This window comes from Lacinutrix venerupis (genome assembly GCF_003663945.1).
Lineage (GTDB): Bacteria > Bacteroidota > Bacteroidia > Flavobacteriales > Flavobacteriaceae > Lacinutrix > Lacinutrix venerupis.
This window is the reverse complement of record NZ_RCCH01000009.1, coordinates 33,783-56,326: the sequence shown is the minus strand read 5'-3', so window position 1 is coordinate 56,326 and position 22,544 is coordinate 33,783. Positions and strand designations below refer to the sequence as shown.

Sequence of the window (22,544 nt, the reverse complement as noted above, 5' to 3'; positions counted from 1 at the left end):
AAAAAAAGAAATAGTTTGACAAAACTAACTATTTTTGTTATGTTCAACAATAAAAAGAAACAGTTATGCATTTAAAAAAATACTTATCTAATAAATTACCAGCATTTGCTTTGGTTTTATTTACTATAGTTCTCACTTCTTGTGGGTCTTATCAATATGTTGGTCAAAGTACTGATGGTATATATGAGGATGATGAAATTGAGGCGGACTATGTAGGAACAGATGATAGTGAAGACACTTATTACAAAAATTACTTTAGAGAAAAGTCTAAAGAAATAGATTCGGAAAACGATGAAGAGGTTTTTGTAGATATAGATTCTTATAAAGGAGCATATGTTGAAAACGCTGATGAGACTGTAAATGCTAATACAGGTTATGCTTCTTGGGGAGATAATGAAAGAGAAGTTTCTGTTAATATTTATAATAATGGTTTTGGCTTTTATAATTATTGGAATAGACCTTATTATGGTTGGAGTAGATTTGGTTGGAATAGGCCTTTCTCTACCTGGAATATAGGATTCGGATATGGTTACGGATATGGTGATTTTGGTTTTGGAGGTTTTTATGATCCTTTTTGGAATCCTCATCCTTTTTATGGTTATGGATACGGTTATGGTTCTTATTATGGTGGAAACTGGTACGGTAGAAATTTAGCGTATAATTCAACAAGAAGAGGTGGAGTATATGGTAGGAGTTCAGAATTACAAAGAAGGGTAGATGGTGCAAGAAGAGCTAATACTTCTTCTACTAGAACAAGGACATCTTCTACACCAAGAGTGAGGAGTTCTAATACTCCAAGAGTGAGAACCTCTACGCCAAGAACGTCTACACCGAGAACATCTACACCTAGATCTTCAAAATCTGAAATAAAGACAAGAACACCAAGAATATCTACGCCAAGAACTAGGACTTATACACCAAGAACATCTTCTCCTAATCGTTCGTCTATAAGAAGTTCGTCTCCTAGTCGCTCATCTGGTTCTTCTAGAAGTTCAGGGAGTAGAAGGAGAGGTTAATAAAATTAAAAAAGAATAAAGAAAAGAGAAGAAAAAAGTATATGAAGAAAAAAGTGTTTTTAATAATTGCAGTTGCATTAGTATTTTTTGCAAATGCTCAAGATATAAACGATGCATTGCGATACAGTAGTGGACAGGTAGTTGGCTCGGCAAGATATAGGGCTCTTAGTGGTGCATTTGGTGCTCTTGGAGGAGATTTAAGTGCTGTTAATGTAAATCCTGCGTCTTCTGCAGTTTTTACTAATAGTTTTGCTTCCGTGTCATTAAATATAAGAGATGTAGATAATGAAACAGTTTTTTTTGGAGGAACAAGATCATCTTCAGATTCTGATGTATCATTAAATCAAGGAGGTGGAGTTTTTGTTTTTGAGAATAGACACAATAATTCTATGTGGAAAAAATTCACTTTTAGTGTAGCTTTTGACAACTTAGATAATTACGACGATAGTTGGGAGTCAAGAGGTGTTAATGGTAAAGAAGCTACTCAAGGTGGTTCGGTGGCAAGTTATTTTTTAAATAATGCTCAGGGTTTGAATGTTAACGATATTTCTGCTTTTGATGGGGAGTCTTATGCAGATGCTTATGCGGATATAGGTTCTGCTTTTGGAGTTCAAAATCAGCAAGCATTTTTAGGTTATTCTTCTTTTATATTAGACTTAGATCCTGATGGAAATAATGAAACAGAATATGTTTCTCTTGTAGAAGGTAATTCTTTCGATCAAAGGTTTGGATATTTAGCTACGGGTTACAACGGCAAAATTGCTTTTAATTTTGGTGCTCAATATGGAGATAATCTCTATTTAGGCTTAAATTTAAATTCTCATTTTCTTAATTACGAAAAATTAACTGTTTTAGAAGAGTCTAATAATGAAACTGGAGGTGTGATTAATAATGTTTATTTTGAAAATGTTTTAAATGCTAATGGTTCCGGTTTTTCTTTTCAATTAGGAGGAATTTATAAATTAACTAACGAGTTTAGAATTGGTTTGACTTACGATTCACCTACTTGGTTTTCAATTGAAGAAGAATCTACTCAATATTTAGAAACAAGTAGTATTGATGGTATTCCTTTAGCAGATGGTAGTACGTTTTTTGGAGAAACTATAAATCCTCAAGTTATTAATGTTTTTGAACCTTATAATTTGCAGTCTCCAGGAAAAATAACAGGAAGTTTAGCTTATGTTTTTGGAAAAAAAGGGTTAATTAGTTTCGATTATTCTAGAAAAGATTATAGTAAAACAAAATTCACACCAAAATCCGATGCTTATTTTAGAACGCAAAATTCTATTATTACGGATAGGTTAACAGCAGCTTCAACATTTAAATTAGGAGGAGAGTATAAAGTGAATCAATTTAGTTTTAGAGGAGGTTATCGTTTTGAGGAAAGTCCGTATAAAAATGGAGTGACTGTAGGTGATTTATCTGGGTATTCTTTAGGGTTGGGTTATGATTTTGGAAATACAAAATTAGATGTTACATACGATGCTTATAGTCAGTCAAGAGAGCATCAATTGTATAATACTGGTCTTACAGATAGTGCTTTTATTGATGCAAATAATTCTAATATAACATTATCGCTAGGCTTTAGTTTATAGTGACTTTATATATATTGAAATAAAAAAAAGCGTTTGAAATTTTCAAACGCTTTTTTTTAATATGTTTTAATCTTAACTAATGTTAGCAGATTTAACTGTTTTTATAATTCTACCTGCAATTTTGTATGGGTCTCCGTTAGATGCAGGACGTCTATCTTCTAGCCATCCTTTCCAGCCATTTTCTACTGTAATAATTGGAATTCTAATTGAGGCACCTCTGTCTGAAACTCCATAAGAAAAATCGTTAATAGAAGCAGTTTCGTGATCACCTGTTAAACGTTGGTCGTTAAACTCTCCGTAAACAGCAATATGTTCTTTAACAACAGGTTTAAATGCTTCACATATTTTTTCATATGTTTCTTTAGATCCGCAAGTTCTTAATACGCTATTAGAGAAATTAGCATGCATACCAGAACCATTCCAGTCCATATCTTTTCCTAATGGTTTTGGGTGGTATTCTATATAGTAACCATACTGTTCTGTTAATCTATCTAATAAGTAGCGAGCAATCCATATTTCGTCTCCAGCTTTTTTAGCGCCTTTTGCAAAAAGTTGAAACTCCCATTGACCAGATGCAACTTCTTGGTTAATTCCTTCAAAATTTAATCCAGCTTCAATACATAAATCGGCATGTTCCTCAACTAATCCTCTTCCGTGTGTGTTTTTACCTCCAACAGAACAATAGTACATTCCTTGTGGAGCAGGATAACCTCCAATAGGGAAGCCTAATGGTAGTTGTGTTTTTGTGTCCATAATAAAGTACTCTTGCTCAAAACCAAACCAGAAATCAGAATCTTCATCTTCAATAGTTGCTCTTCCGTTAGAAATATGAGGTGTACCATCGGCATTTAGTACTTCAGTCATAACTAAATAACCATTCACTCTTGCTGGATCTGGGTAAATTGCTACTGGTTTTAATAAACAGTCAGACGAGTCTCCTGATGCTTGTCTTGTAGACGAACCGTCAAACGACCAGTTGCTTAATTCTTCAATAGTTCCTTTGAAGTCTTCATGTTCTTCAACTTTGGTTTTACTTCTCATATTCTGAGTTGGAAAATAACCATCTAGCCAAATGTATTCTAATTTAATTTTTGCCATAGTACTTTTAAATTATATTAATAATATGCATGCAAATATAAAATGATTTTTTTTTAACCTATAAAAATATAAGGGTAAAATTATAAAAATTATTAAATACATATCAACAACCCTATTTTTTTAAGGGTGTTTGTGTTTTTAATATTTTAAATCTGCTAAAATTAATATATTTGCAAAAAAAAAGTCATAAATATGTCAACATTAAGGTTTTTTGCTATTAAAGAAACATTGAATAGAAAGTCTGTAAAAATTAAGGAGGAAAAACGTCGTTCAGAAATTTTTGCAGAAAATGTATATAACACAAAAAAAATGCGTCAAACTTTAACAAGTGATGCTTTTTTAAGCTTAACAAATGCTATTGAAAAAGGAAGTCAAATAGACAGGGCAATAGCAGATCAAATTGCTTCGGCAATGAAAGATTGGGCTTTGTCTAAAGGAGTAACGCACTATACGCACTGGTTTCAGCCTTTAACAGGAGCAACAGCAGAAAAGCATGATGCTTTTTTTGAAACTATAGAAAACAATGAAGCTATTGAGAAATTTGGAGGGAGTCAATTAGTACAACAAGAACCAGATGCATCAAGTTTTCCAAATGGAGGGATTAGAAATACTTTTGAGGCAAGAGGTTATACAGCTTGGGATCCCACATCTCCAGCATTTATATATGGTACAACTTTATGTATTCCAACGGTATTTGTAGCTTATACGGGTGAGGCTTTAGATTATAAAACACCGTTGCTTAGAGCTTTACAAGCTGTAGATAATGCTGCAGTTGCTATTTGTAAGTATTTTGATAAAAATGTTAAGAAAGTAAATGCTTCTTTGGGTTGGGAGCAAGAGTATTTTTTAATTGATAGTGCCTTAGTTTCATCTCGCCCAGATATCCAATTAACAGGTAGAACTTTGTTAGGGCATGCGTCTGCAAAAGGACAGCAGTTAGACGATCATTACTTTGGAACCATACCAAATCGAGCAATGTCTTACATGCGAGATTTAGAAAACGAATGCATGTTGTTGGGTATTCCTGTAAAAACAAGACATAATGAAGTAGCTCCAAATCAATTTGAACTTGCGCCAATTTATGAAGAGGCAAATTTAGCCGTAGATCATAACGCTTTATTAATGGATGTTATGGATAAAATAGCAAGACGTCATAATTTTAAAGTGTTATTTCACGAAAAGCCTTTTAAAGGAATAAACGGTTCTGGAAAACATAATAATTGGAGTTTAAGTACAGATACCGGTGTTAATCTTCTAAGTCCAGGAAAAACGCCAATGAGTAATCTTCAATTTTTAACATTTTTTATAAATACAATAAAAGCAGTAAACGATAATGAGGAGCTGCTACGTGCAGCAATAGCATCTGCAAGTAACGATTATAGGTTAGGTGCTAACGAAGCGCCTCCAGCAATTATTTCAGTGTTTATTGGAGAACAACTTACTAGTGTTTTAAATGAATTGGAAAATGTAACTAGCGGAAAATTATCGCCTCAAGAAAAAACAGATTTAAAACTTAATGTTGTAGGTAAAATACCTGAAATACTTTTAGATAATACAGATAGAAATAGAACCTCACCTTTTGCATTTACTGGTAATAAATTTGAATTTAGAGCAGTAGGATCTAAGGCAAATTGTGCAAATCCAATGACGCTGCTTAATTCTATTGTAGCAAAACAATTAATAGATTTTAAAATTGAAGTTGATGAGTTAATTACTAAAAAAGACTTAAAAAAAGACGAAGCAATTTTTAATATTTTAAGAGAGTATATTAAGAAATCTAAAAATATTTTATTTGAAGGAAATGGTTATGGAGAAGCGTGGGAAAAAGAGGCTAAAAAAAGAGGTTTAAGTAATAATAAATCTACACCAGAAGCGCTAAAGGTTAAAGTTTCTAAAAAAGCATTGTCGTTATATAGTGATTTAGGTGTTATGAATACAGCTGAAGTGGAAGCTCGTTATGAGGTTGAATTAGAAGAATATATAATGCGTATTCAAATAGAGGGACGAGTTCTTGGGGATTTAGCAAGAAACCATATTGTTCCCACGGCGGTTAAATATCAAAATATATTAATTGAGAATGTTAAAGGTTTAAAGGAGATTTATGAGAAAGACTTTAAAAAGGTGTCTAAAGCTCAATTAAATTTAATCGAAGAGATTTCTAAGCATATTGAAAGCGTTAATAAGTTGGTTAATGATATGACTGAAGCTAGAAAAAAATCAAATCAAATTACGGCTTTAGAAGAAAAGGCAAAAGCGTACTGTGATGTTGTAAAACCATTTTTAGAAAATATTAGATATCATTGCGATAAACTAGAGCTTTTAGTAGACGATGAGCTTTGGCCGCTTACAAAATATAGAGAATTACTCTTTACTACGTAGTTTTACGTAGTTAAAAGTACGTAATTGTACGTAGTTAAAAATGAATGTGTTAAAACTAATAAGTAATCTTTTTCTTACCTAGTATGTCGTTTCATCGAACTTTATTATGAGCTAAACGAATAATTAAGCTAATAACCTTTTTTTTAATGTTATATCAATTTTTGTGTTTAAATATTTCTATATATTTACAGTGCTATTAATCAATATATATTTAACATGAAAAAAGTAATTTTAGGTGCTTCGGCACTATTATTCTCTGGTGCATTATTTGCACAATTACCAACTCAAGGATCTTTAACAGGTCAAAATGGAACAACTTCAGTAGATGCTCAAGTAGCTGTTGATCACGCAGGTGGGAACGGAAACATGGGTGAGGCTATTCAAACTGGTAACACTAATAAGTTACAAGTTATGCAAGCTGGAACAAATCAATCTTCTTATTCAGTACAAGCAGATGGATTAGGAACTGGAGATAACAGAGCAAGAATCTGGCAAACTGGTGAGGTATCAGCAGCAAGTGGCGAGGGTAATGCAGCGGATGTAAGACAAATGGGTTCTGGTAACCAGTCTACTTCTTACCAAGAAGGAGATTTTAACGAAGCTGTTACACGTCAAGGTATGAAAGACGGAGGAGCAAGTGGAGGTAACAAAGCTTTAATTCACCATGGAACTGGACAGCAAGGTGAAATGAACTACGCTATGATAGAGCAAGATGGTCAAACCAACTCAGCTACAACTGTTCAACAGTACGACAACAACCAAGCAAGAACAATCCAAGAAGGAGATAATAACATTGCGGGTCTTTATCAAAACTCTGGACCAAACGGTTCTGATGGTAATACTGCTATAGCTGAGCAATATGGTGATTCAAACGTTACTATGATAGATCAAGATGGTAGTCGTAATGAAGCACATTCTGTTCAAGAAGGAAATTTAAATGTTTCTAACCAAACGCAAAATGGTAATGATAACGTAGCTTTAGTAGATCAAGGAGCAGATGTTAATTCAATTATTTTTGGTTATACTCAAGCGAATTTTGATGTTACTGTTTTGCAAGCAGATGCAACTTACCTTGACGGTACTGATAACACAGGTTTAGGTTCTACAGATGGTAGAGCGTTACAGGTGCAAAATGGTGATGGTAACGGAGCTTATATAGGTCAATGGGGAGACAGTAGTGAAGATAGTGACTACGCAGAGCAAAACCAAACAGGTAATACAAACTCAGCTTACATAAATCAGAATGCTCATGGTTCTACAACTGGAGGAGCTAATTATGCTCGTCAAGATCAAACAGGAGTTAGTAACTTAGCGGTTTCTGGTCAAAATGGTAGGGATCATAAAACTTACCAAAGACAATATGGAGATGTTAACATTGCTATTACTTCTCAAAGAGGAGATTCTAACTTAGTAAGTACTTACCAAAGTGGAGATGGAAACTATGCTATTTCTGGACAAAGAGGTCTTGCTAACCAAACTTTAATTGTACAAAAAAGTGGGGTTGCAGATGGTTCAGGACACAGCTTCCAAGCTAGCCAAAACTTAGCAGACGGTATGGCTAACGGAGGAAACACAATTAGTGTATTACAATTAGGACCTAACGGAGACTTAATGACTGAAGGTGAAAACTGTGATTTCCAAGATATGGAAACTTTAGTTACACCAGGAACACCAGCAGACTTTAATTTAGATGCTCCATGTGGTGCAGGTGGATGTTAAAATCCAATCTAGATTAATTTAGGTTTTTACATATTAGAAAAAGGAGGATGTCTAAATAGCAAGCATCCTCTTTTTTTTGTTTAAGCTTTTTATGGTTTTATAAAAAAGAACTTATCAAAGCATTTTTTCATAAAAAAAATAATAAACGTTTTATGTAGTAATATTTTAGTTTTAATATTTAAAAACAGAAGTAGATGGTTTAAGCTATGTTTCTTATTTATAGCTGTTTATAGGTGTTTTTTTTTATGCTAATGTATTTCATCGATTTTACCAAAACAATAGTCGAAAATAGTCTTAAAAAGACGTTTTTAGTGTTTATTTTTTTTATCTTTACAAAGCTATTAATCAATATATATTTAACATGAAAAAAGTAATTTTAGGTGCTTCGGCACTATTATTCACAGGCGCAATGATGGCGCAAGGTCCTGTATCTCAGGATGACTTAAAAGATCAGAGTGGATCAAACTCAGTAGACACTCAAATAGCTGTTGATCACGCAGGTGGGAACGGAAACATGGGTGAGGCTATCCAAACAGGTAATTCTAACAAGTTACAAGTTATGCAAGCTGGAACAAATCAATCTTCTTATTCAGTACAAGCAGATGGGTTAGGGACTGGAGACAACAGAGCTAGAATCTGGCAAACAGGTGAGGTTTCAGCAGCAAGTGGTGTAGGTAATGCAGCAGATGTAAGACAAATGGGTTCTGGTAACCAGTCTACTACATTACAAGAAGGAGATTTAAACGAAGCTGTTACACGTCAAGGTATGAAAGACGGTGGAGCAAGTGGAGGAAACAGAGCTTTAATTCACCATGGAACTGGTCAGCAAGGTGAAATGAACTATGCTATGATAGAGCAAGATGGTCAAGACAACCGTGCTAGAACAAGACAGCAGTTCGACAACAACCAAGCAAGAACAGTACAAGAAGGAGATGATAACGTTGCAGGTGTTTTTCAAAACTCTGGACCAAATGGTTCTGATGGTAATACTGCTATAGCTGAGCAATATGGTGATGAGAATGTTACCAGAATTGATCAAGATGGTAGTCGTAACAAAGCACACTCTGTTCAAGAAGGAGATTTAAATATTTCTAATCAATACCAAACTGGTGACGATAACATTGCTTTAGTAGATCAAGGAGCAGATGTTAATCCTATTAATGGTTTTGGAGCTTCTCAAGCAACTTTAGATGCTGCAATTTCATTATCAGATCCTGGTTATACTAATGGTACAGATAATACAGGTATGGGTTCTACTAATGGTAGAGCATTACAAGTTCAAGATGGTGATGCTAATACTGGTTACATAGGGCAGTGGGGAGACAGTAGTGAAGATAGTGACTACGCAGAACAAAACCAGACAGGAGATAGTAATGCTGCTTACATAGCACAAAATGCTCATGGTTCTACAACAGGTGGTGCTAACTACGGTCGTCAAGATCAAACAGGAGATAGTAACGGTGCTATTTTAGGTCAAAACGGTAGAGATCACAAAGCTTACCAAAGACAATATGGTGATAGTAACATTGTTGTTTCGTCTCAAAAAGGAGATTCTAACTTAGTAAGTACTTACCAAAGCGGTGATGGAAACGTTGCGTTTACAGGTCAAAGAGGTCTTGCTAACCAAACGTTAATTGTACAAAAAGCAGGTGTTGCAGATGGTACAGGTCATAGCTTTAAGTCTAGCCAGAATATTCCAGATGGAATGTCTAACGGAGGTAACACAATTAGTGTATTACAGTTAGGACCTAATGGAGATTTAATGAATGACGGTGAAAACTGTGACTTCCAAGAAATGGAAACTTTAATTACTCCAGGTGGACCAGGTAGTTTCGATTTAGATGCTCCATGTGGTGCAGGTGGATGTTAAGATTCAAGCTTATATTAATTAGAAATAGTTAATTTATACTATAAATTAAAAAAGGAGGGTGTCTAAATAGCAAGCATTCTCCTTTTTTTTCATTAAATTACAACTATTATGAAAATATTAAATAAAAATAAATCGATTTCAGTATTTATATTGTTATTATTTGTTTTGCAATTAGGTTGGTCTCAAACATATAGTGCAGATGAAGATAATGATACAGAAGCATCGACAGAGCTAAATGGCCAAGAAGTTTCACAATCTTTTTTTGATTCTTATTTTGATACAACGCCAAATGAAACTTTAAATACAATAACTGGAAACTCTGTTGCAATAACACAAGTTTCTTCTTTTAATACAGCTGTAGTAAAAGTAGCATCAAGAGCTAGTGATATTAATATATCTCAAAACGGAGATGCTAATAATGTAAATCTTACTTATCAAGTAGATGCTGTTGTTGCAGATTTAGAACAAAATGGAGATAACAATACAATATTAGATTATGTAATAGATCCTAGTGCAAAAGTTTCATTAGAACTAAAACAAAACGGAGATGACTTAAATTTTGAACGTTTTGGAGCAAATAACATTTCAAAAAATATTAAATTTACTCAAACATCTGCATCTCCTACAGTAATTATTAGAAGTTTTAATTAGTGTATTCTAAATGTATTTTTCTAAGCTAAAGCTATATTATACAATATTATTAATTTTTGTGCTTAGCAGTTTAACTGTTAATGCACAAAAATTTTATAATAAAGATATTAATGCTTTAATAAAAATTGAAAAGTCAAGTGAGTTTACAAAATTCTCTGCAACAGCAGAGAATTTAAAGTTTTCAGGATATAATTTAAGATACGAGTTTTTAGCTTTTAAAACCGATGCAAATAATAATAGCTCTAGATCCTCACAAAGCAATAGTTTCTATTTAGAAGGTAATCAAAAAAAAGTGTTATCTTCCTTAACTATTAATAATGATATTGATGGTAAAATAATTCTTGTATTATTTATTTATCCAATAATTGATGGAGAAGAAAATGTAGGAGCAATAGGTAAAGATAGAGTAGTGTTAACAAGTGATGAAGAGGGACAAATTAAAATAGAATTAGATCCTAATAGGAAAGAGTTAACACAGCCAGAATCTAGAGATGTAGCGGTTGGAGGTCAAGACGGTGTTTTTTTACAAGGTTTAGTTATTCAAAAAACTCTAACAAAAGCAGGTAGAGATTTTCATCGTTATTTTTATTCAGAGTATTTTAACAGACAAATAAAAACAGATAAGCATATTGTAATAGAGGAGGTTCCTGGACAAAGAAGGTCAACAAGAATCTCGGTAAAAGTAGATGGTCAATTAGTTTGGCAATTTTTTGTAAACCCCAAAAAAAAGTTTTTACTTGAGATGGTTAATATTGCAATGCAAAAAAGTATTAGATATTTACAGCTCTTACAAAAATCAGAAGAAACAATAACACGCTATTAATTATGAAATTTAAACTATTTATATTCTTGTTTTTTTGCACTTGTACACTTGCAGTGGCACAGCAATTTAGTTACAAGCCTTTAAATCCTGCATTTGGAGGAGATACATTTAATTATAACTGGCTAATAAGTTCTGCAAATGCACAAAATGGATTCACACAAGCTAGAACAGAAACTGAAGAAGAATCTGAATTAGATCGTTTTGGAGAACAATTAAACCAACAAGTACTTAGTCAAATATCAAGAGCGCTTTTAGCACAACAAGTAGATGCTGTTGGTGATTTTAACGAAGAAGGAACATTTACATTTGGCTCATTAAATGTAGAAGTGTTTGAGTCTGACGAAGGTTTAGTAATTAATATATTAGATACTTTAAATGGAGAGCAGACCCAAGTTATAGTTCCAAATCCTTAGAAAGCTTTACCTCTTATGAATAATTTAAAAAAAATAATAGCCGTAATGGCTATATGCTTATTTGCAAGTTCTTGTGCAACTTATTTTAATCAACCGTTTTCTCAAGAATCTGCAAGAATTGGAGAGTTTTCTAAATCAACAAAAAAACTTTTAGATCTTCCGCCTCCAAAAAATCCTTTAGAAGTTGCGGTATATAATTTTAGTGATCAAACAGGTCAATACAAAGCAGTAGAAAACGGAAGTACTTTTAGTACTGCAATAACACAAGGTGCAACTACAATTTTAATAAAAGCGTTAGGAGATTCAGGCTACTTTATACCGCTAGAAAGAGAAAATTTTAATAATTTATCTACAGAGCGAAATATTATTCGTTCTACTAAACAAGAATATATAAAAGGTCTTAACCCTAATGAACCTCCAATAGAGCCATTGCTTTATGCAGGTTTAATGCTAGAAGGAGGTATTATATCTTACGATACTAATATTGTAACTGGTGGTGCTGGAGCAAGATATTTTGGTCTTGGTGGCTCTGCACAATACCGCCAAGATAGAATTACAGTTTACCTTAGGGCAATTTCAACTAAAAATGGAGAGATTTTAAAAACTATTTATGTTTCTAAAACTATTTTATCTCAAGCCGTAGATGTTAGTTTATTTCGATTTGTAAAATTTCAAAGACTATTAGAGGCAGAAACAGGTTTTACACAAAACGAGCCAGTACAGTTAGCTGTAAAAGATGCTATAGAAAAGGCAGTACATGATTTAATATTAGAAGGTATTAAAGATGGTTATTGGTCTACAAAAGCAGGTATAGATGTAGATAAAAAACTTGTTGCAGATTTTAACGCCGAAGTTGAAGAAGCAAACTCTACAGAGCTTTTTAATAGATTTTCTTTTAAAAGAAGGACAGATAATGTTGTCCATGGTTCTTTAGGATTAACAAGAATAAATGGCGATTATATTAATCCAGAATTTAATTTAAATGCAAGACTAGGTTATAAGCGCTACCTAAATTCAAATTTCAACTTAAATCTTAACGCTAATATTTTCAATCTTTCCAACGAAGATATATTTGATAAAAGTTTTGTTTCTGTAGATGCTAATGCCGAATATAATATTTTGCCTTTCGATAAATTGTCACCATATATCTATGTGGGTGGAGGAACAAATATTTCAAGCGATTTTAATAATATTAATCCTAAACTTCAAGCAGGTTTAGGCTTAGAGTATTTAGCAACAGATAGATTAGGAGTAACAGCATTTGTAGAAAATAACTTTGTACTTAACGATAATTTAGACGGTTTAATTAGAGGAAAACGAGACGATATGTACATACGTGTAGGTCTTGGCGTTAATTTATACATAGGTAATTACAATACTAAAAAGGATATAGAAAGAGCCGAAAAGCGTGAAAGAAATAAAGAGCTTAAAAAAATTAGAAGAGAAAATATAGAAAAAAGATTAGAAAATACGGATAGTCAAATTGAAAATAAACCAGCAGAAGAAGATGAGAACTAACCTAAAATTTAAAAATATGAGAACGCTTAAAAATATATTAGTTTTTATTATATCTGTAACGCTATTAACTACTTGTACTGAAGAACAAATTGATGGAGTGCGCATTGGGTCCATAAACGGTAAAGCTGTTGCAGAAGGTACAAACGCTCCTTTAGAGAATGTGAAAATATCAACAAATTCTCCAACAAGTACTGTTTTTACAGATACAGAAGGTAATTTTGTTATTGAAAATGCACCAATAGGAACTTATGCTGTTCAAGCAGAACTTGATGGTTTTGTTACTGCATTTGAGTCTGTAACTGTTATTGAAGAATCTGCAGTAATTGTTTCTTTTGAGCTTTTAACATCAGATGCTAATAATCAAGCTCCATCTGTACCTAATCTTGTATTTCCAGAAGACTTAGCTACAGAAGTTCCATTAGAAGTACAATTTACTTGGGAATCTTCAGATCCAGATACAAATGATGAATTATCGTACACCTTAGAGCTAAGAAATGGTAATACAAACGAAATAGAACTTTTTGAAACAGATCAAGATACATTTTATTTAGCTAGTAATTTACAATTGTCAACAACCTACTTCTGGCAAGTTAGAGTAAGTGACGGTGTTAACGATGAGGTTACATCATCAATTAGTCAATTTAGCACAATTACTTCTCCAAATAATCCTTTTCTATTTGTAAAAGAAGAAAATGGAAATAGTGTAATTTACTCAGGTAATCAAGACGATAGTACTACAGGAAATGGAGAGGTTGATGTAGATGTATTAAAACTAACAAACGAAAGTAATAATAGTTTTAGACCGAGATCTAATGTAACAACAGATAAAATTGCATATTTAAGAACTGTTGGTGGTAATGCTCATATTTTTACAATGAATACAGATGGATCTAATAAATCTCAAATAACTAATACGGTACCAGTAACAGGTTTTAGGCTAGATCATGTAGATTTTTGTTGGGCTCAAAATGGTAGTAAATTATATTATCCTAATTTTGATAAGTTGTATTCAATAAATCCAGATGGAAGTGGCGTTGTGTCTATTTTTCAAACTACAGACGGTTCTTTTATTTCAGAAGTAGAAAGTGTTGATTCGGATGCTGATTTAGTTTTACTAAAAACAAATACAGCAGATGGTTACAATGCAAGAATTTTTACAGTTAGATTATCAAGTCAAACAGAAGAGACTGTTATTGCAGAAGGATTTAGTGGTGCTTTAGGAGGAATTGATATTTCTGCAAATGGAAATCAAGTAATATATACTAGAGATTTATCTGGTTATGAAGATGATAATTATAGACAATTTCAAAGTAGAATATTTATATATAATATAAGTTCAGGAACAAATGTTCAAGTTATTACAGAAGCGTTACCTGGTCAAAACGATTTAGATGTAAAGTTTTCTGCAACAGAAGGTGCTTTTATTTTTACAAGAGTAAATAATAATATTGGAGCAACTCCGGGAGTTAGAAGTTATCAATTTGGTCAAGCTACTTCAGAAAAAGAATTATTTACAGCTGCTTCAATGCCAGATTGGAACTAGTTGTATAAAAGAAATTAAATTAAAAGCACGTAAAATTTTTACGTGCTTTTTTTATACCATAAAAAAAATCCGACTCATTATTACAGGTTATTTTCAACTTCATTTGATATAACTACTAATAAAACTATCTTTGTGTTTTAATACACAATTATGAGTTCGGAAATAAGCAAAAGATATAGTCAAAGAGGAGTTTCAGCATCTAAAGAAGATGTGCATAATGCCATTAAAAACATAGATAAAGGTTTGTTTCCTAAAGCATTTTGTAAAATTGTTCCAGATTATTTAACCAACGACGAGGATTACTGTTTAATAATGCATGCAGATGGAGCCGGAACAAAAAGTGCCTTAGCTTATATGTATTGGAAAGAAACAGGAGATGTTTCGGTATGGAAAGGTATCGCTCAAGATGCTTTAATAATGAATATAGACGATTTACTGTGTGTTGGTGCAACAGATAATATTATGTTATCTTCAACCATTGGTAGAAATAAAAATCTTATAACAGGCGAAGTACTTTCAGCTATAATTAATGGAACCGAAGAACTTATAGAAGACTTAAAAAGTTTTGGAGTTACCATACATTCAACAGGAGGAGAAACTGCAGATGTTGGAGATTTAGTAAGAACTATTATTGTAGATTCTACGGTTACTGCAAGAATGAAACGTAGCGATGTTATTGATAATTCAAATATAAAGGCAGGAGATGTAATAGTAGGACTCGAGAGTTTTGGTCAAGCTACTTACGAAAAAGAATATAATGGAGGCATGGGAAGTAATGGTTTAACTTCTGCTAGACACGATGTTTTTAATAATTATTTAGCTAAAAAATATCCAGAAAGTTTTGATGCGGCTGTGCCAGAAGATTTAGTTTATTCGGGTCAAATAAAATTAACAGACGCTGTAGAAAACAGTCCAATAGATGCAGGTAAACTTGTATTGTCTCCAACAAGAACATATGCGCCAATAATAAAAGAAATTTTATCAAAATTTAATTCTGAAACTATACATGGAATGGTGCATTGCTCAGGAGGAGCACAAACTAAAATTCTTCATTTTATAGATAATTTACATATTGTAAAAGATAATTTATTTCCAATTCCACCACTTTTTAAATTAATACAAGAACAATCAAAAACAGATTGGAAAGAAATGTACCAAGTTTTTAATTGTGGACATAGAATGGAGCTATATGTAACACCAGAAATAGCAGAAGAAATAATCTCAATTTCAAAATCTTTTAATGTAAACGCACAAATTATTGGTAGAGTAGAAACTTCAAAAGATAAAAAGCTTACAATAGAAAGTGAGTTTGGAACGTTTAACTACTAATTAAAAAACTGCCCTTAAAATTAAATTTCATGAGATATTGTTTATTATTTGTTGTTGTATTTTCATTTCAACTTGTAAAAGCTCAAGATCAAGATAGCATTGTTAAAGTTTTAGACACTGTAAAATGGGTTCAAAAAAACCAAGCAGGTTTAGATATTAATGAGGTTACATTTGTAAACTGGAATGCAGGAGGAAGTAATTCTGTCTCGGCGCTCTTTAATTTGGTGTCTAGCTTACGTTATAAAAAAGACAATCTTATATGGAAAAGTAGTGTGAGAACACGTTACGGAATTAATAAGCAAGAAAATCAAAAATTAAGGAAAACAGAAGACGAATTAGAATTAATATCAAGTATAGGTTACAGAAAAGATACTTTAACTAATTGGTATTATTCTGGACGACTTAATTTTAAAACACAATATTCTAACGGTTATACGTATCCTAATAGAGATAATCCAATTTCACGCTTTATGTCACCTGGTTATTTATTTATTGGAGGCGGAGTAGAATATGGTAAAAATCTTGAAAAACTATCTTTTTATTTTTCACCTTTAACCTTTAAAGGAACATATGTTTTAGATCAAAAACTTGCAGACGCAGGATCTTTTGGTGTCGAACCAGCTGTTTACGATGAGTTAGGAAATAGAATAGAAAAAGGGGAAAATGCTAGAACAGAAATGGGTATTCTAGTAACTAATGCCTATGAAACAGAATTACTTGAGAATATATATATTAGAAACCAACTAAGTTTTTATACAGATTATTTAAATAGCTTCGGTAACGTTGATGTAGATTGGGAAATAGTTTTCGATTTTAAAGTAAATAGCTACGTAAAAGCTACGTTAGGTTCGCATTTAAAATATGATAATGATATTAAAATAGCAGAAGAAACCATCAATGAAGATGAATTTTTAGAACGTGGAGCTAGAGTACAATGGAAACAACTATTAGGTGTTGGTGTTACTATGGAGTTTTAAATAAAGCCTTCAATTAAAATTAAAAAACTACACGTTATAAAACAATCTATAAAGTAAAGAATAGCAACTAATCTTAAATTAGAGACACCTGCCATTTTATAAAACTTTAGTTTTTTTCTAATATTTCTATCGCTAATCATAAAATAAAACAAGCCAATTAAAAATAATTTAGTTAACAAAGCACTAATTATTCCTGGACTATAAATAGTTAATAATAATGTAACTATAAAAGACCATGCGGCAAGATGCTTATAATAAAATAGTATAGCGCGAAATTGGTTTAACATATAAATTACAACGCAATTTTTTTACTATTATTTTTCAAAAATCGAAACCACAATTATAAACTATAACAAATTGATTAATTATTGTATTTTTGTTTCATAATTTTATAAATATAGATGTTAGATAAACTACAAATAGTAAAACAACGTTTTGATGAGGTTAGTGATTTAATCATTCAGCCAGACATCATAGCAGATCAAAAAACGTATGTTGAGCTAACTAGAGAATATAAGAGTTTACGTTTGTTAATGAATAAACGTGAACAATACATAGAGTACACAAATAATTTAGCTGAAGCTGAAGAAATAATTGCAGACGGCAGTGACCAAGAAATGGTAGACATGGCTAAAATGCAATACGACGAAGCAAAAGAAGCGATACCTTTATTAGAAGAAGAAATAAAAGTACTTTTAATACCTAAAGATCCACAAGATGCTAAAAACGCTGTTGTAGAATTAAGAGCTGGTACAGGAGGAGATGAAGCAAGTATTTTTGCTGGAGATTTGTTTAGAATGTATTCTAAATATTGCGAATCTAAAGGTTGGAAAGTAGATACTGTAGATTATAGCGAAGGTACAAATGGAGGATTTAAAGAAATACAATTTGAAGTTTCTGGAGAAGATGTTTATGGAACACTAAAGTTCGAGGCTGGTGTACACCGTGTACAACGTGTACCACAAACCGAAACTCAAGGACGTGTACATACTAGTGCCGCAACCGTTATGGTTTTTCCAGAAGCCGAAGAATTTGATGTGGAAATAGACCCAAAAGAGGTACGTATAGATTATTTCTGTTCTTCAGGGCCTGGAGGACAATCTGTAAACACAACGTATTCTGCGGTTCGTTTAACACATATTCCAACAGGATTAGTGGCGCAGTGTCAAGACCAGAAATCGCAACACAAAAATAAAGAAAAGGCCTTTAAAGTATTGCGTTCTCGTTTATACGACTTAGAGTTAGCTAAGAAAATGGAAGAAGACGCAGCTTTAAGAGGAACAATGGTAACATCTGGAGATCGAAGTGCAAAAATTAGAACGTATAATTATTCTCAAGGTCGTGTAACAGACCATAGAATTGGACTAACACTTTACGATTTACAAAATATTGTAAATGGAGATATTCAAAAAATTATAGATGAGTTAATGTTGGCAGATAATACAGAAAAATTAAAAGCCAATAGCGATATTATGTAAATTACAAGCCTCTTAATTCGAGGCTTTTTTTATATAATTAATATAGAAAAATAAACGCTTTATAAGCAGGAATTATACTTAGAGTAAATGACTACAAAAGAACTAACCATTCAAATAAAAAAAAAGAATTCTTTCCTATGTATAGGTTTAGATGTAGATTTAAATAAAATACCACAACATTTATTAAAATTAGAAGATCCAATTTTCGAATTTAATAAGGCTATTATTGATGCAACACATCATTTATGTGTCGCTTATAAACCTAATATAGCTTTTTACGAAGCATATGGAATTAAAGGTTGGCAAGCTTTAGAAAAGACTATAAAATATATAAACAAAAACCATCCAGAAATTTTTACAATAGCCGATGCTAAAAGAGGAGATATAGGTAATACAAGTACTATGTATGCTAAAGCTTTTTTTGCAGATTTAGAGTTCGATAGTATAACTATTGCGCCTTATATGGGTAAAGATTCTGTCGAGCCATTTTTAGCTTTTAAAAACAAGCACACTATTTTGTTAGCATTAACTTCTAATCAAGGTGCTTTCGATTTCCAAACAAAACAAGTAGAAGGGAAAGAGTTGTACAAACAAGTTTTAGAAACCTCTAAAACGTATACAAATTCAGAGAATCTAATGTACGTTGTTGGTGCAACAAAAGCAGAATATTTTACAGAGATTAGAAAAATTATTCCAAATAGTTTTTTATTGGTTCCTGGTGTTGGAGCACAAGGTGGAAATTTACAAGATGTATGTAAATATGGAATGAGTGAAAATGTTGGATTATTAATAAATTCTTCAAGAGGAATTATTTATGCTTCAAATAATAAAGATTTTGCAGAAGCGGCAGCAAACAATGCTAAAGATTTGCAACAAGAAATGGAAACTATTTTAAATAAGTAAAAGTTTACTGCAAACTGATTTTAATGTGTTATGGTTTTAATAAAAGATCAACTTAATAGAAACTTAACCATAAATGTAACACCAAAGCGTATAATTTGTTTAGTACCATCTCAAACAGAATTACTTTACGATTTAGGTTTAGAGCAATCAATAGTTGGTATTACTAAATTTTGTGTGCACCCAACTCATTTTAAAAGTACTATACAAATAGTTGGTGGAACAAAAAATATTAAAATTGAAAAAATAAAAGCTTTAAATCCAGATATTATTCTTTGTAATAAAGAAGAAAACACTAAGGAAATAGTAGAAGCTTGTAAAGATATTTGTACCACTCATGTTTCAGATATTTACACAATTAAAGATTGTGTAGAGCTTATTAATCAATATGGTGAAATATTCGATAGAAAAGAAAATGCTTTAGAGATTATAGATAAAATTAATTTTAATCTAAAAGATTTTAAAAACTTTATAAAAGATAAGCCAGCTATAAAAGTAATATATTTTATTTGGCGAAAACCATGGATGGTAGCTGCAAGTAAAACATTTATAAATTATTTATTAGAGTTAAATAAGTTTGAAAATGTCTATAAAGAGTTAGAGCGTTATCCAGAAATAGATATAAAGGAAATAGCAGCTCAAAACAAGCAAATAATAGCTCTGCTATCTAGCGAGCCTTATCCCTTTAAAAGAGAGCATGCTCTAGAAATAGAAAAAAATAACATAAAAACCGTACTTGTAGATGGCGAAATGTTCTCGTGGTATGGTTCTAGACTAATTAAATCTTTTAATTATTTTAAGACGCTACATCAAAACCTTTAGGAGGTCTTTTACTGCGTTCTACTTCCAAAAATTGTTTCGTTATATTTTTTTTAATATTTAAGTTTAAAGACTTTTTTAAATTAGGTCTTATATTTCCTACTTTGCAAAAATGGTTACTCATAGCTTGTTTTAATTTATATACGAGTAAAATCAAGTATTTAGACGTTTAAAAAGTAAGTTTTTTATAATGAATTTTGTGAATTTTCTCGAGATAAAAATTTAAGCTGATTTAGTTTATTTAAAAGCTTCATAGCTTTAAAATCTGCATCATCGCTAAGAGCATGATCAGTTTGTCTTAAATTATAAGCTTGCTCTACTAATTGCTTGTAACGCCTATTTAATTTGTGCTGGTGAGATTTTAATATATTTTTGCGGCTCATCGTTTAAAGAAAAATTACAAAATAAATATACGCCAAAATATTGATAATAAGAGTGTTGTGAGTTAAATATTTTTGTTTTAAAGCAAAAAAACCAATCTTATGGAGATGTTAAGATTGGTTTTATTTATAATTAAACTAACTAACTCAAGTAAATATGGTGTAAATAACTTGAGCGGCAAAGGTATTTACTAATTAGTTTTTTTAGGTTAATATAATATTATGTAACCGTTAATTAATCTTGTAAAGCAAATACTTTTTGTAGTAAAGTTGTTGTTCTTGAAGATACTTTTTGTCTAATTTCTAATTCTTCAACAGCTATCATTTTATAAACTCCTTTTAAAGCTTCATTTGTAACATAATCTGTTAAATCTGGATTTACATTATTTGTAAAAGGAATGGCATTATATTTATTTATTAAGTTAGACCAAATTTGATCTGCACCAACTTTAGCAAAACTATTTTTTATAACAGGATTAAATTTAGCATATAAAGCACTTTCTGTTTTAGTACTTAAATATTGTGTTGCTGCATCATTATCACCAAGCAAAATATTTTTTGCATCATTAAAAGTAATACCTTTTACAGCATCAACAAATATTGGTGTAGCCTCTCCTACAGCATCTTCTGCTGCACGGTTTAATACTTTTAATCCTTCGTCTGCTAAGCTACTTAAACCTATGTCTCTAAGGGCTTTGTCAACTTTCTGTAGCTCTTCAGGTAAAAGTATTTTAACTAATTCATTTTTAAAAAAGCCGTCTTTTTGCGTAAGTTTAGTTACTTGTTTATCAATTCCTAAATCTAAAGCTTGTCGTAATCCATTACCAATATCTACTTGCGATAATCCACCGTTGCCTTGTGGTAATTGGTTAACGACATCTTGTAGTTCTGCACAAGCTGTAAAATTTAAAATAATAATAAAAGTCAATAATTTTTTCATGTTCTATAATTTATGGTGTAAATATACTCATTCTTATGATGCGGTTTTAACTAAAAACTTGTCTGTAATGTTAACTATTTTCAAAAAAAAGTGAATAAAGTATATAATGATTATCAAGAAAAAATAATGGTTTTATTATTAAATACCATGACTTTGCGGTTTATATGATGTTTTATTGCAGTTGCTAAAACTATTTTTTCAAGATCTCGACCTTTAGCAATTAAGTCTTCTATAGAATACGTATGCGAAACGCTTGCTACATCTTGTGCAATAATTGGTCCGGCGTCTAAGTCTGTAGTAACATAATGGCTAGTTGCTCCAATAATTTTAACACCACGTTTAAAGGCAGAATGATATGGTTTTGCTCCTACAAAAGCAGGTAAAAACGAATGATGAATATTTATTATTTTATTTGGGTATTCATTAATTAATGTATTGGTTACAATTTGCATATAGCGTGCTAAAACAATAAAATTTATATTATGTTCTTTGCATAGTTTAAGCTGTTGTGCTTCAGCTTCAGCTTTTGTGTTTTTTGTTACAGGAATATGATAAAATGGTATATTAAAACTTTCAGCAATAGGTTTTAAGTTATTATGGTTGCTAATTATAAATGGAATTTCTACAAACAATTCTCCAGAATTATATCTTCCCAATAAATCATACAAGCAATGGTCGTATTTAGAAACAAACAATGCCATTTTGGGTTTTTCTTCTACATCGTAAATTCTCCATTTCATTTTGAATTTTTCTACTAATACACTGGTAAAGTTAGATTTAAAACTTTCCATAGAAAAGGCCTTAAACTCACTTTCTAATCGCATACAAAAAATATCTTGTTCTCTATCTACATGTTGGTCTATGTAAACAATATTCCCATTATTATTTGCAATAAAATTAGTTACAGAGGCTATAATACCTGTTTGGTCTTTGCAGTGTATTTGTAATATAATTCTATTCATTGTGTTGATTCTTAATAGTTATGACTAAGGTACTGTAAAAAAATCAATGCATTTATATGTAAAAATGGTATTAGATAATTATGATTTTTGCAGCTATTTTTTTGAATATTCCGTAAATTGCAAGCCTTAATCAC

The 22,544-nt window shown here is 31.5% G+C and carries 19 protein-coding genes; 15 read left to right on the top strand and 4 right to left on the bottom strand.

Features of this window, described 5'->3' with window-relative positions; genetic code table 11:
* The first annotated feature begins 65 nt into the window (after nucleotides 1–65).
* Nucleotides 66–1,016: a hypothetical protein gene (locus CLV86_RS13155; RefSeq protein ID WP_121052998.1), complete on the top strand. Its 951-nt coding sequence runs from the start codon at nucleotides 66–68 to the stop codon at nucleotides 1,014–1,016.
* A gap of 41 nt (nucleotides 1,017–1,057) precedes the next feature.
* Nucleotides 1,058–2,611 (top strand): OmpP1/FadL family transporter, encoded by a 1,554-nt coding sequence (locus CLV86_RS13150; protein ID WP_121052996.1) that lies wholly within the window; start codon nucleotides 1,058–1,060, stop codon nucleotides 2,609–2,611.
* A 72-nt stretch (nucleotides 2,612–2,683) separates the two neighbouring features.
* Here CLV86_RS13150 and CLV86_RS13145 read toward each other — a convergent pair whose 3' ends face one another.
* A complete protein-coding gene (locus CLV86_RS13145; RefSeq protein WP_121052994.1) occupies nucleotides 2,684–3,709 on the bottom strand; it encodes a glutamine synthetase beta-grasp domain-containing protein in 1,026 nt (341 codons plus the stop codon).
* Nucleotides 3,710–3,901: 192 nt separating this feature from the next.
* Here CLV86_RS13145 and CLV86_RS13140 point away from each other — a divergent pair, with 192 nt between their 5' ends.
* From CLV86_RS13140 to CLV86_RS13075, 13 genes are all read left to right on the top strand, one after another.
* On the top strand, nucleotides 3,902–6,088 hold the full coding sequence (locus tag CLV86_RS13140; protein ID WP_121052992.1) for a glutamine synthetase III family protein: 2,187 nt from the start codon (nucleotides 3,902–3,904) through the stop codon (nucleotides 6,086–6,088).
* Between the two features lie 216 nt (nucleotides 6,089–6,304).
* Complete coding sequence (locus CLV86_RS13135; protein ID WP_121052989.1) at nucleotides 6,305–7,807, top strand: curlin; 1,503 nt, start codon at nucleotides 6,305–6,307, stop codon at nucleotides 7,805–7,807.
* Nucleotides 7,808–8,168: 361 nt separating this feature from the next.
* On the top strand, nucleotides 8,169–9,677 hold the full coding sequence (locus CLV86_RS13130) for a curlin (protein ID WP_121052987.1): 1,509 nt from the start codon (nucleotides 8,169–8,171) through the stop codon (nucleotides 9,675–9,677).
* 108 nt (nucleotides 9,678–9,785) lie between these two features.
* On the top strand, nucleotides 9,786–10,328 hold the full coding sequence (locus tag CLV86_RS13125) for a hypothetical protein (protein ID WP_076732271.1): 543 nt from the start codon (nucleotides 9,786–9,788) through the stop codon (nucleotides 10,326–10,328).
* A 58-nt stretch (nucleotides 10,329–10,386) separates the two neighbouring features.
* Nucleotides 10,387–11,151, top strand: coding sequence for a CsgE family curli-type amyloid fiber assembly protein (locus CLV86_RS13120; RefSeq protein WP_170148550.1), 765 nt, complete (start codon nucleotides 10,387–10,389; stop codon nucleotides 11,149–11,151).
* A gap of 2 nt (nucleotides 11,152–11,153) precedes the next feature.
* Nucleotides 11,154–11,564, top strand: coding sequence for a curli production assembly/transport component CsgF (locus tag CLV86_RS13115; RefSeq protein WP_076732273.1), 411 nt, complete (start codon nucleotides 11,154–11,156; stop codon nucleotides 11,562–11,564).
* A 15-nt stretch (nucleotides 11,565–11,579) separates the two neighbouring features.
* On the top strand, nucleotides 11,580–13,082 hold the full coding sequence (locus tag CLV86_RS13110; protein ID WP_121052985.1) for a CsgG/HfaB family protein: 1,503 nt from the start codon (nucleotides 11,580–11,582) through the stop codon (nucleotides 13,080–13,082).
* Nucleotides 13,083–13,098: 16 nt separating this feature from the next.
* Complete coding sequence (locus tag CLV86_RS13105; protein WP_121053080.1) at nucleotides 13,099–14,625, top strand: carboxypeptidase regulatory-like domain-containing protein; 1,527 nt, start codon at nucleotides 13,099–13,101, stop codon at nucleotides 14,623–14,625.
* 150 nt (nucleotides 14,626–14,775) lie between these two features.
* Nucleotides 14,776–15,954, top strand: coding sequence for an AIR synthase related protein (locus CLV86_RS13100; protein ID WP_121052984.1), 1,179 nt, complete (start codon nucleotides 14,776–14,778; stop codon nucleotides 15,952–15,954).
* A gap of 29 nt (nucleotides 15,955–15,983) precedes the next feature.
* Nucleotides 15,984–16,931: a DUF3078 domain-containing protein gene (locus CLV86_RS13095; protein WP_121052981.1), complete on the top strand. Its 948-nt coding sequence runs from the start codon at nucleotides 15,984–15,986 to the stop codon at nucleotides 16,929–16,931.
* A gap of 401 nt (nucleotides 16,932–17,332) precedes the next feature.
* Nucleotides 17,333–18,409, top strand: a complete 1,077-nt coding sequence (prfA, locus tag CLV86_RS13085; RefSeq protein ID WP_076732278.1) for a peptide chain release factor 1 — start codon at nucleotides 17,333–17,335, stop codon at nucleotides 18,407–18,409.
* 87 nt (nucleotides 18,410–18,496) lie between these two features.
* On the top strand, nucleotides 18,497–19,312 hold the full coding sequence (gene pyrF, locus CLV86_RS13080; protein ID WP_121052979.1) for an orotidine-5'-phosphate decarboxylase: 816 nt from the start codon (nucleotides 18,497–18,499) through the stop codon (nucleotides 19,310–19,312).
* Between the two features lie 30 nt (nucleotides 19,313–19,342).
* The gene (locus CLV86_RS13075; protein ID WP_121052977.1) at nucleotides 19,343–20,131 is read left to right on the top strand and encodes an ABC transporter substrate-binding protein; all 789 of its coding nucleotides are present in this window, start codon (nucleotides 19,343–19,345) and stop codon (nucleotides 20,129–20,131) included.
* Between the two features lie 182 nt (nucleotides 20,132–20,313).
* On the opposite strand, the gene CLV86_RS13070 is transcribed toward CLV86_RS13075, so the two are convergent.
* The 3 genes from CLV86_RS13070 to purU all read right to left on the bottom strand — a co-directional run bounded on the left by CLV86_RS13070 (nucleotide 20,314) and on the right by purU (nucleotide 22,410).
* Nucleotides 20,314–20,511, bottom strand: a complete 198-nt coding sequence (locus tag CLV86_RS13070) for a Lacal_2735 family protein (protein WP_076732281.1) — start codon at nucleotides 20,509–20,511, stop codon at nucleotides 20,314–20,316.
* A 232-nt stretch (nucleotides 20,512–20,743) separates the two neighbouring features.
* On the bottom strand, nucleotides 20,744–21,448 hold the full coding sequence (locus tag CLV86_RS13065) for a DUF4197 domain-containing protein (RefSeq protein WP_121052975.1): 705 nt from the start codon (nucleotides 21,446–21,448) through the stop codon (nucleotides 20,744–20,746).
* Nucleotides 21,449–21,561: 113 nt separating this feature from the next.
* A complete protein-coding gene (gene purU, locus CLV86_RS13060; RefSeq protein ID WP_121052972.1) occupies nucleotides 21,562–22,410 on the bottom strand; it encodes a formyltetrahydrofolate deformylase in 849 nt (282 codons plus the stop codon).
* Nucleotides 22,411–22,544 lie beyond the last annotated feature (134 nt).